7 protein-coding genes and 1 tRNA gene are annotated in these 12,055 nt (G+C 52.4%); 1 reads left to right on the top strand and 7 read right to left on the bottom strand.

Annotated elements, in window-relative coordinates; genetic code table 11:
• The 4 genes from AC6CIA_RS17230 to AC6CIA_RS17245 all read right to left on the bottom strand — a co-directional run.
• Positions 1-1,847: inverse autotransporter beta domain-containing protein (locus tag AC6CIA_RS17230; protein WP_498313682.1), on the bottom strand; the 1,847-nt coding region annotated here is incomplete at its 3' end.
• A 1,037-nt stretch (positions 1,848-2,884) separates the two neighbouring features.
• Positions 2,885-3,907 (bottom strand): linear amide C-N hydrolase, encoded by a 1,023-nt coding sequence (locus AC6CIA_RS17235; RefSeq protein WP_498313937.1) that lies wholly within the window; start codon positions 3,905-3,907, stop codon positions 2,885-2,887.
• Positions 3,908-3,984: 77 nt separating this feature from the next.
• Complete coding sequence (locus AC6CIA_RS17240) at positions 3,985-4,812, bottom strand: hypothetical protein (protein WP_498313684.1); 828 nt, start codon at positions 4,810-4,812, stop codon at positions 3,985-3,987.
• 197 nt (positions 4,813-5,009) lie between these two features.
• On the bottom strand, positions 5,010-8,288 hold the full coding sequence (locus tag AC6CIA_RS17245; RefSeq protein ID WP_498313686.1) for a hybrid sensor histidine kinase/response regulator: 3,279 nt from the start codon (positions 8,286-8,288) through the stop codon (positions 5,010-5,012).
• A 273-nt stretch (positions 8,289-8,561) separates the two neighbouring features.
• Between AC6CIA_RS17245 and AC6CIA_RS17250 the strand changes: the two genes are divergently transcribed.
• Positions 8,562-9,755, top strand: a complete 1,194-nt coding sequence (locus AC6CIA_RS17250; protein ID WP_498313688.1) for an EAL domain-containing response regulator — start codon at positions 8,562-8,564, stop codon at positions 9,753-9,755.
• 292 nt (positions 9,756-10,047) lie between these two features.
• Here the strand turns inward: AC6CIA_RS17250 and AC6CIA_RS17255 are convergent, their stop codons facing one another.
• The 3 genes from AC6CIA_RS17255 to AC6CIA_RS17265 all read right to left on the bottom strand — a co-directional run bounded on the left by AC6CIA_RS17255 (position 10,048) and on the right by AC6CIA_RS17265 (position 12,031).
• The gene (locus AC6CIA_RS17255; protein ID WP_498313690.1) at positions 10,048-10,503 is read right to left on the bottom strand and encodes a hypothetical protein; all 456 of its coding nucleotides are present in this window, start codon (positions 10,501-10,503) and stop codon (positions 10,048-10,050) included.
• 156 nt (positions 10,504-10,659) lie between these two features.
• A complete protein-coding gene (locus AC6CIA_RS17260; protein WP_498313692.1) occupies positions 10,660-11,289 on the bottom strand; it encodes a response regulator in 630 nt (209 codons plus the stop codon).
• A gap of 666 nt (positions 11,290-11,955) precedes the next feature.
• Positions 11,956-12,031, bottom strand: a tRNA-Lys gene (locus tag AC6CIA_RS17265).
• Positions 12,032-12,055 lie beyond the last annotated feature (24 nt).

Here is a 12,055-nt window from a genome sequence, read left to right on the forward strand (position 1 = left end):
CCCGCGCCGGCGCCGTAGCTGACGTGCAGGGCAATATCCCCCGCATGGACATGCGTCAACTGAACCGAGACTTTGCCCTGCGCGTTGGTTGTTTCGTCGAGTGTGACGTCGCCCGCACTGCGTGCATTAGCGCGCGAGCCGACGGCGGTCAGCACCGTTCCTGCCGGTGCACTGAAGGTGACGACCTCGCCTTGCAGCGGCGCACCGCTACCATCCTGCATCGTGATGGTGACTTGATTGGTGTCAGTGCCATTGGCCGCAGCACCGTTCTTGTCGACCACGTGCGCCACACTCACACCACTGACACTGGTGACGATCGAGGTGTTGATACGGGCCGTGCTATTGCCATGCACATCCCTGGCGAGCGCACTGACCTGGTAAGTGTTGACCGCAGGCGGGTAGGTGAAGTTGAGGGCCAGCTTGTTGCTCGGATCAGGTGTCGCCGAACCGCCAGCGGCTACCAAGGCCGAAGTATCCCACTCGATGGCGGCCAACGGGTACTTACTGGTCAAACTGGCGACCAGCGTATCGGCACTGCTCCCCACACCGGCTTTGGTCGGCAAGCTCATGCTCAACAATACTTGCTTTTGGTAATCCAGAACGATGTTGTTATTACGCTCCACCAAATCCAGGCGACTGCCCGCCACCGAGCGCATTTCCGACACGGCTGATGGGTTAACCTGTTTGGACAGTGATTCGCCGATACGATAAGTAAAACCCAGTTTAATCTGGGTATCATTGTGCTTGTGGCCCCCAGACTTATGATCAATACCCCAGCTCATCAGAGGGAACGGCGTATGCTCTAAACCGGCTGTCATTGCCCGAGGAGCCTTCTGGCGATCATTTTTGCCAAATAGCGCCACGTTTTTACCGTAGTACTTCTCGTACATCAACTTGCCCCCCAACTGAGGGTAAGACGGCAGATAAGCCTGGGCTCGAATATCAAAGCCATTGGCCGGACGCTCATTGTAATTGGCAAAGTCTCGCGATTGACGCCAGTCGGACAGCCGCGTGTACGAATTGGCGCCCAGTTTCAGGTTGTCATGAAAAGCTTCTGCACCGACGCCCAAGCGACGGTTATGGTTCGTCATGTCCACGTCGTAAAAAGCGTTCACACCCAGCAGCCACTGTTCCGTCATGTAATGACGCACGCCCGCGCCAAGGTTCAGCGTATTGCGGCTGTCCTGGTTGCGCCCGCCCACTTGGGAGAACAACAGCGTGGGTTTGGTATCCACAAGGGGCACCAGGATATCCACGGCACTGCCGTTCAGATTACCCTTGTCATCCACATTGATTTGCGCGCGAGCGGTGCCAAATTGGTTCAACCAGGCCTGCGTCTCCTGATTCACAGCACCCACCGCAGCCCCTTTGGCCATCGATGCTGCGTCACGGCCCGCGTTGTCCGAGGCAGCAATCCCGCCCAACTGCTTGACGGCGCCGACATGGGCTCCCTCAGCCTTTTCAGGGTCGGTTTTTGATTTAACCGCGACCTTCGCTGGCACCAGCAGTTTATCGCCGGCCGTTAACTCAGAGAACGGCTTATTAAAGGTAGGGAGTGCGTTGAGTTTTTTCAGTTCAGCCAGCGTCAAGCCGTATTTTTTGGCAATCGACGACACCGACTCGCCCGCTTTTAAGGTGTAAAGCTGCGTCTCGGACACAGTCCCGACCCTTGCACCCTCTGAAGTCAACAGCGGCGTCGCCACCGCGCTGGCCATAACAAACAGCTGCAAGCTGATGCACAGTAACGCCGTACGTCGAAAGAAAGACTCTCCGTGCTGAAAAAGGCTGCGGCTATCAAAACCGGAGGAGTTGGAGAGCGTTTGCGTTGTTTTCTTGCTTGGAATCATTTTCCCCTCGCAGGACGCCCCCCCTCTACGGAGGTTACTCAAGGCGCCATATCAGTTAAGTTTTGCTCGGCCTTTACACGCGCTCGCAACCAAAGATGATTGTGCTGACGGCGTTGGCACTCAAAAGCTGCATCCATTGCAAACCGACCTGCTCACGACAAAAACGCCCTACTCGGGGGTACAAATATACAGCGTAGCGCCGATGGGCAAGCCTGCACGATCAAATCGTCAGGGCCGCCCGCGCTCGCTGTAAATCTGTTGATTGTGTGAGTTCAGAGACTTCGTGGCTACGTCATGCAGCTTGAGCGGTTACCACACGCACAGCCGGTAAATGACGATGAAGCCTTGCCATTGCGGAACTGCTCACCAGAGAGGCGACGACAAACATAAAGCCCACTCCTTAGAGGGTGAGATTTATGGTTCGCCTCTCACTGATCGCAAAGACAGGTACATCGTTAAACCCCAAGACCAATATCATCTGGCTGACTTTATCCGTGCACTGGTACTTCCACTCAAGAAATAAAGTGCGTTAGCGTAAGCTCTTGTTTCCATGAAAGAGATTAAACCCTATATCCGCAGCTCGAAAAAGCAGACCATTCTCACCGACACATCAGATAAATCCTACGCCGCACACGTACACATCCCACAGACGAACTTAATTGACTCTCCCAGATTAAAATCGAGAGCAATTTTCGCTACGACTCAAAGATCGTGAGTGGTGCAGTGTGCCGCAAACAAACAATTTTAGTGATCGACGGCCGTTACGGACAGGTCGAGCCAAACAACCTGTCGTGTATTCGAGACCGCCCGCGACTCCGCCCTCTAGCGATTCTTAAAAGCGGAGCGGCCGCTTAAACCCTCGATAACTCGCTGCGCTTGCTGTTAACTGGCAGGGTAAGCTTCGGAATATGAACGAGCCATTGCACCGATTGAGGACTTCACATCCGCGGCCGGCCTGACCGACAAAGGTTACGACTTAGAAGCCTTCGTCGGTGCGAACCAGCGTATGAGGGCTCAGGCAACATACGATAAACTGCTTAATGCAGCCCTTCGAATTTGAAAGCTGGCATCACCTTGAACTCGCTCGATACCTCTCCAGAAAACGTATTAGATTGATCCACTCCCAAGTCCAACTTTTTAATATTGCCGACACTGCTGGAAAAATCTATTTTTTTCAAATCAACCCAGAATGTATTCGGTGTCAGCGCAGACTCGAAAAAATACAGTTTCCGTTTGTGGTCGACAACTGACCGCCAACGGGTGGATGAGATATTTGGCTCGCCTGGTGTCGAGATACCATAAGGTACGGAAACGTTTCTGATAACGCTGAAGACACTGGCCAAGGCCACTTTGGGGTTCTCGGACTTCGGAATCGCGTTGACATAAAATGATGCTCTGGCAAAACGATCAGCGGCGCGGTTAGTCCCAGGTAACATGACCATCCCACCAATCGCTTTCCAGTATGCATTTAGCGCCAACTGTTCGTTGAATGTCGGAGAGTTGGTCATCACCTGAAAACTCCTATCATGGTGAATGACTTGTTTGCCTTTGATGTATTCGATAATCGCACTGTCCCCTGAGGCATCGGATATAGACAGGTGGAGGGTTGCTAAACGACTATCCCCAGGCACCATAGAGGTGATCAGGGTAAAAGGCTCATTCTTCAACGCATCAACGGCTTCGGCCACGGTACCGTAATTATCCAGAACATATTGAGCCCACGCGGCAATAGTTAAGCCAGGCTTATTACTATTGGGCGCTGGATATTCTGACTCAACCAACCACAGGAGGTTGGCCGCCAACCCCGCTTCGTTGACACCGTCAGTCGTCGCTATGTCATAACCCGAGGCTATGACACTGCCATACTTCGATACCCACTTGATCGAATTCGGTCCTACTTCTCCGCTGCGCTCCATACCACGAGGGAAAACCCACAGGTTCGTCGCCACATCGATTTTCCAGTCCATTGATCGCGCAGTAATAACATCTTGATTGTCACCAAGATAGACTAATCGGGTGCAAGCGTGCGCGACAGGCAGAGACAACATGAACCCCGTCATCGTCAACGCAAAAATGTTCGTGAGAGATCTCAGCTTTGGTTTACGTATCTTCATTGTGGTGATCCTTAGAATAACTATTAGAAACGCATGGAAAGACCCAGCACAGGGCCTCGTTGGGTAACATCGTACTTCAACTTATTACCAGTGAAGCTGGTGGTTCGATAGTCCTGGGACAACACTCGGTAACCGGCGCGTAAAATAGCCGGGTGTTCAAATAAGTATATCCGATAACCCAGATAACCTTGGGCATTGAACGTTTTTTTAGAAGCCGTATCGAACCCACCCACGTCCGCCTCGCCGGAAAGGGTCCAACGATCTGTCAGGTCGGATTGCATCCGCACACCTATGAATGGATCAGTCCATTGTGTATTTTTCTTGACTCTGAGGCCAACGGAGTTGACATCCAATGTTGTCGAAAGCTTTGTCCAGCGAGCCCCCATCGTGGGTTCGATGTGCCAGTTGCGAGGCTCACCGAAAATCGTAGTGCCTCCCAGCGTCTGCTCATAAACACGGTAATACATACCAGCGGCAAGGGTACTCTGGGTAATGGACAGTCCTACTTTCTGGCCAAACACTCTCTCAGACTGGCTCGTACTGGCATAGACGCCATCCACATAGAAGCCGAGAGTGCGATTGGTGACCTCCAAATTGCCCATGAAGACAGAGCTCAGGTTATTTAAAATCTCTGAGAACGGCACATCGACTTTTGTATTCACTCCTCCTAACGAGGCTTGGCCTTTCATTGATGGAGCCCAGATAAAGGGGCTAGCCAGCACCATCCAGGCAGAGTCTGTAATAACCGGCTTGCCTAGGGAGCCTTCAGCGCGGGCCATGGGCAATAAGTTGAACAAAAATGGGGCGACTAATAAAGATTTGAAAATCTGTTTTCTTACAGGCTTCAGCATAATTTTTTTCAGTGTCCATATTATAAATTTCCAGCATTTAAAGTTCCAGGTATCGCAAAACAACCTTGTACACTTATATATTCAAACCGACCCAGGTTAAACGAAAGGTATGCGTCCCAACGTTTTGTGTTGCGCGTCAAACGGCTGCCCTTTATGTAACAGCGCGCGCTGGCGCATCTGCATGATGCATTGGGTGTTCAGGGGGCGCGAAAACTATTGCTATCCACAAGCTGGTTCAGAAGTGCTTGGAAGCGCTCGAGTAAAGGTTTCAAACCAGATACAGATGAAACAGTTACCCCTTCTTGTGCCAAAGCAACTTCTACCTCACGACTGGCTGCTATCAGGCTGGGTATTCCAGCTACAGACAGCGCTCCGCGAATGCGATGCAGCAAACGGCGGATTTCGTCGATATCTTTACACTCCATGGCCGCGTGAATAGCATCGAGGTCTTCTGCCATGGAACTGAAAAACAGTGTACGAACCCGCTCCGGCAACCTGGAAAATTCTTCCGCATAGCCTTGTGGAAGGGGGTTGCTCCGAAACCGAGTGCTGATTATCTTGACCGCTTTTTCGCCTGTCACTTTCCTCAAGCAGTTGTGAAGAGTGTGCAGAACGATGGGTTTCGTCAGCCAGGCATTCATTCCTGCCGCGATGCAGCGATCACCCTCTTCCTGTAATGCATTTGCAGACACAGCGATGATCGGCAGTAGACTGTTGTTCAGTCTCAATCGCTCGGCAAATTCGTAGCCGTCCATTACCGGCATGTTCACATCCGTCAGCACCACATCGAACTCGGTATGTTTCAGGCATTCCAAAGCCTCCAACCCGTTGCCGACCAGCGTAACCGAACAGCCGAGCTGTTCCAGTTGCTCGGTGAGCAGTACCTGATTGACCGGGTGATCCTCCGCTAACAATACCCTCAACCCGAGCGCCGCCTCGGGACGCTCCGAACCCGAGGCGGCGGTCAATGCCACCGGCCAACCCAACGCCAGCATCACGGCACGGGTCACACCCAGGCGGCTATGCACATTGACCCGCCACCGGTGCTCGCTCAGCAGTGGTTGAACACTGGCATCGTATCCGGCCACGATTCGAGGGCCCCGCCAAACCACCGCAGGCAACGAGTCTGGCAATAACTCCAGCAGCAGCGCTGCCCGGTCCGACGGTTCTTGTGCCCGTTCGTCCCACGCGACGACGTTGCCCATCGACATCTCAAGCCATTGGCAAATATCGTTGGTGAGTTCGGCAGCCGGAGAACGGACATGGATTTTTACGTTCCCGGCCTGGACCACCTCTGGAAGCCGCACACTGCTTTCCACTTCCTGCAGCTCCACTTCAAAAGTGAAACTGCTGCCCAACCCCGGAGCACTCACCACTTCCAGAGTCCCCTGCATCATTTGGCTGAGCTGGGAACAAATGGACAAGCCGAGTCCGGCACCGTTCGAACCATGCTGTTGGTTATTGGCCTGAAAGAACGGCTCGAACAAATTGACTTGCTGCTCTCTGGAAACGCCGACGCCCGTATCTACGATCTGCCACTGCAGGCGTACGCGCCCTTCTTCGCGCCCAAGCACGTTCAAGTAAAGCGTTACCCTGCCTGCCTTGGTGAACTTGATGGCGTTGCTCAGCAGGTTATTAATGATCTGGCGAACCCGCATGCCATCGCCCAGGACACCCCCTGGCGTATCCGTATCGACGCAGCTGTACAGGAGCAATCCCTTGCCATGGGCGACTGCTGAATAGTTGCGCACCGCCTCCTCCACCACATCCAGCGGAGCAAAGTGCCCAGTATCCAGCGACATTTCTCCGGCTTCTATCTTCGAGATATCAAGGATATCGCTGATCAGTTGCAGCAGAATGTTGGAGGAGCCCTTGATCGTACGTAGGTAGCTATGCTGTTGTTGACTAAGGTTCGTCAACTCCAGCAACTCCAGGGTCCCCACGACACCATACAAGGGCGTTCTGATCTCATGGCTCATGATGGCTAGAAAGCGGCTTTTTTTATCATTAGCAGCGTTCGCTCTGTTTCGGGATACCTGCAGCTCGAATTCGGCCTCTTTATGGGCTGTTATATCAATGAACGCACACAGCGATGCGGGTGCGCCTTGATAGGTCGTCGGCGCAAACCGCGCATGCAAACAGAGCGAACCAATAACGGCGCAGGTTTCCCCATACACCGGATTACCCTCCTCGAACATGTGCCAGTCGCGCGTCAGTTGCGCCAGATCGTCCTGCTCGCCGAGCCATTCCAAAGCTAATGAATTTTGCATGACCAGTTGCCGACCACTTTCCTTGATCACACACAGGGCCACAGGAGTTGCCTGGATAATGCCCTGACTGAACTCATCACGACTGACCAGAGAACCATAATATTGATCGGCGGGTCGGGAGATATTTTTCCGCTGCCACCGCAACAACAACCAGCCCAAACCCAAGCAGGTAATGAGCAATAGCGCCACGTTGAACAGCTGCCACTTGGCTTCCTGAAAAAGTTGCCGATAACCCACGTGATAAATGACATGCCAGCTGTTCTCGAATCCGGAACTGCGCTTGATCAACACGCCCTTCAAAGTAAGATAGATACCGTCTTCATGGTCAGATTTGAAACTACCAGAGCCCAGCAAGACCACCCCATTCGGAGAAATCAGATCCAGCGAATCGAAAACCGGGATCTGCCGCGACGGACTGTGATCGTAGATGCTATTCAACTCAAAAAGTGTGGCAGCAACGACTCGGGGAAGCCTGCTGGTCGTGCTCATGGATTGATCGGGCACCCTATCTGAAACATAAGCGAGCATTTCTTGGCTATGCCTTCCCAGAAACGCTTCACTTGGACGCCAATAGACGCGATGGGCGTTGGGATCCGGCGGATTGTCATGCACGACATGACTGACCTTTTCAACAACCTGTAGAAGACCGTTACGGGCCGTTTCGCCGCGTCCAGCCCGTCGCTCGATGGCAGGGATAGCAATTCCAAACTGACTGTCCAGATCCAGCAAGAACATCTCTGGCGCAGAATAAATTGAGTCGGCCCAGAAACCATGATGAAAGTTCGACAGCATCATGCCCAATGTCAACTGCCCAGTCGCGGGCAGGTGATCGGCATCTTTAGACATGGAGTCGGGTAGCACCAAAGAAAACGCTGACGCCCCTCCCCACCCTGCCACGTCGTAGAGCGTCATCTGATTGGATTCTTCTTTAGTGATGGTTGACGGCATGGCCTCAACACCCGGCTGATAAGGCATGGAGGTCGATCGGACGACCTGCAGCAGAAAAAGCTCGTGCTCGTGAATCGCACCGATCAGTCTGAAATAATGGTAGTTAGCCTTGATTCGTTGCGTTGCCAGCACCTTGTAGATGGCCCAATAACTGGCACCAAAAAAGAAAACCGTCAAAAGAAATAAAGACAGCAAAATATAGTTAAAACGCAGCGATGACCTGGACAGTTTGCTCAGATTGGAACGAGTGGATTTCATAGGCGGACCAATTCAAATTATCAGCTAAACCTGTGACGACTAGGTAACCGGGCTAGCCGCACGGCTGTCCGCCGCCAAGCTGCGTGCTGTGTTCTCCCCATCAGGCAGTCGTCTATAGCCTGAAGTAGCCCAGCATAAGGAGATTAGCGGGCTTGGCGATAAATTCTAAGCGCCTATCGGATAAATCCTAGCGACCTCATAGAAAGCACTGATCGTCACTAAGGAACTTTTCCTTCAAGGTACGTCCATCGCTTATTTTCCGGTTGATCCATCATGCAACCCCTCAGCTTTCTTATACTCGACGCACAGCCCTGTGAAAGACAGCGTATCGTCGCGCTTCTACAACCGCTCGAACATGGCCCCGTACATCAAGCCTCAACAGGCCAAGAAGCACTCGAAATACTTCATCGCCGCGGCGGGGTCGATATCGCGATCTGTAATCTACGCACGGCAGGCAGGGATGGCTTGACCTTCCTGCGCGAGGTCAGCAAAGCTCACCTGGCTCAAGCCATTTTGATCTCTGGTCAAATGGACGCCTCATTGCGCAGCGCAGCGCACTCGATGATCACTTGCCTTGACATGCAAGTGCTCGGGACTCTGGAACAAATTAACGATAGCGAGCAGATAAAAATTGTCCTTGATACTTTTCGTGTTGGCAGTGACAAGTTCGTGCCGCCTGAATTGAATACTCCACCTTCCATTGCGGATATTCAGCGGGCATTCGATGACGATGAATTCGAACCTTACTATCAACCCAAAATAATGCTGAACGGCGGCGAGCTTAACGGCGCGGAAGTCTTGGCTCGCTGGAACCATCCGCGACTGGGGGTTCTCTCACCCACCTACTTTCTGCCTACCCTCGAAACCCATCACCTCATTGACAAACTGCTCGCGCGACTGCTGGAAAAGGGACTGATGCTCCAGAGAACCCTGTCGCCGTTCCTCCCGCCCGTTGAGTTAGCGTTCAACTTGCACGCCACACAACTGGGCTCCACTACCTTTGTAGATCAGGTTGAAAGAGCCTTGAAGAGACTCAGACTCCCCGCCCACGGCTTACTTTTCGAGATCACCGAAACAGGCTTGGTCAATGCTACGGCCAACAGCCTGGAAAACCTGATACGCCTGCGATTGATGGGATGCGGCCTGGCAATGGACGATTTCGGCAGTGGTTATTCATCACTGCAACGACTGTGCGACCTTCCTTTCAGTCAACTCAAACTGGACAGTTCCTTTGTACGCGAACTTGAGACACGCCCTGATCGCCGCGCCATCATCGAAAGCGCGGTCAGACTGACCGACTCCCTAGGACTTTCATTCGTAGTGGAAGGCGTGGAGACGTCGGAACAACGGGAACAATTGCTCAGAATGGGCTGTTCCATTGGCCAAGGCTATGGCTTGGCGCGACCAATGTCTGGAACGCACTTTTTCCAGTATTGCCTTGACGCTAAGCGCAACAAGCGGGGTTAGCGCGTGAACATCTTTCCCTGAAAACACCCACCCCGCATCTCACAGGTCCATCTGGGTCCAGTCATCAGCAACACTATCAAGCTCACCCACGATAGCTTCGTAAAAATCACAGTGGGCGGCGAATTGGTTGAGCCGTTCAGTGTTGCACTTACGCTGCTCGTCGAGGGTAGCGGAATCTCTCAGGACGACCAGTTTCGTCTGTTCCGGCCTTTTGTGCAGTTGAATCAGAACTCGGCGAACGCACGAGGCTGTACCGCACGAGAACCCGAAAAAAAACCCAAGACAATTCGTATCACAGGGACATCGGTAAGTTGAGTCGAATCGCCGATGGCATTGCTTCACCGGTGCAAGCGGCGTTCCATTTTTCCAGCGAACCGAGCAAGGTGCTGCTGTTCACCGGCGGATTAATGACATCAAGCAGCGCAATTCCCTGGGAAACTCCCCAGATCAACAATCGGGTACAGGGGATGGAGTCGATATCAGTCAGCACAATGATCCGCCGAGCCAAGTTTCGTTGAGACAAGCGCAGTAACACTTCGCTCAGACACTCCTCGACGCCCAAATGGTCGTACAACAACAAATCATGGCGATCGGCTGAAGGTGAATACTGCATAAGGACTGCCCAGGAAGAACACGGCGTTACGCTGTAAATTCCAAGGGCATTCAGCGTAGCCCAGTACTGCAACAACATTCCAGGGGATTGGCTATACAAGATGAATTTAGGAGGGGTAGTGACGTTGATCGACATCAGACCGAGCCATGGAAAAGGAGATGCCCCAGCTTATCCAAATGTTACCGCGCCGAATGTCAGCAGTTTATCCGCACCCCCAGGGATTTATCGCAAAGCTCACGCACAATTATCTGATCGCTGTCGATCAAGAAGGAGAGTCGAACTTGACTACGATCACGCAACGCCGTTGCGCTTAGCCAGCTCAACCAGGGCCACTAGGTTTGGTGCGTTGAGCTTTCTCTGCAAGCGAACTTTATAAGTACTCACGGTTTTGTGGCTTATTACCAGAGTATCGGCAATCTCCTGATTACCCAACCCTTGGGCAAGCAACTTCAAAACGGTAATTTCACGATCCGAAAGCAGTGCAATCAGGACGCTTTCCTGATTCGCCGCCTGAACGTTTTCCCGCAGCATGAAAATGGTGTCCTCAGGAAAATAGGAGTACCCCGACAGCACCGCCTTGACCGCTCCCACCAGTTCATCCAGATTATCGTCCTTGCAGATGAATCCGGCCGCTCCTGCCTGCAGGCAACGCATGGCGAAATTACGCGAGTCTCCTGAAGTCAGGACCAGGACTTTCACCGCCAGACCGATGGATTTGAGGTGGGAAATTACCGCGAAGCCATCCATGTTGGGAATACTGAGATCGAGAATGATCAAATCGGGCAGACGCTTGCGCACGATCTCCAATGCATCCGAGCCATTATCTACCTCGGCCATGATCGTATGACCTTCTTTCTCCAGCATCATCCTGACCGCCAAACGGATCAGGGGATGATCATCAACAATAACAATGCTTCCCATGTTCAGCTTTTCCTAAAAAATCGATGCTTGCTGTTCGCAATTGCCTGAATCGCAATCCGAAGCTCTAGTACTTCAAGCCAGAGGATGCTGCACTTAAATCCCACCCCTCCACGAGACCATAAAGGTCCGACGAATAATCACCTAGAAAAATAAACTGGGGACGTAGACAAGCCTAATTAGCCGGGAGATTAACCGCGCTTGATTTCGGGAGCGCTGGTATAGCTTACCCAAGTGGCCACGTGGAAAAAATTGCACGTTTCCATATACCAACCCAGACAATACTCCACCACCTATCAGATCCATCTTACAGCCACCAAGCAAACCCGAAATGCTAGCGCCCCAGACTCGCTCACCGACCACTACACCGAATACTCCATACCACCCGCATGCACAAGGTCAACAACAGCCTTCCAAGGCATCGATAACAACATTTAATGTTGATGGCTCTCAAATTGACAAACGCTTTAGACCCTTACCATCCAATTCCGCCGCTTCATACTGATATCACGTCGACGCGAAACCGATGTTCGATCCAGACAGCTGCAGGTCTGTGCATTGGTGATTGCTTCACCCACCCGCCGGGTTCGCCCCATGGAATTTAAGGCAAAAAAAAACCCGGAAATCCTCACTTGCGTGGGCCTTCCGGATTTTCTAAACCGCTAAAAATGGTGGGTCGTGTGGGATTCGAACCTACGACCAATTGGTTAAAAGCCAACTGCTCTACCAACTGAGCTAACGACCCGCTGTGTGGTGGCGCGTATAATAC

It is taken from the genome of Pseudomonas sp. GQ91 (assembly GCF_059758795.1).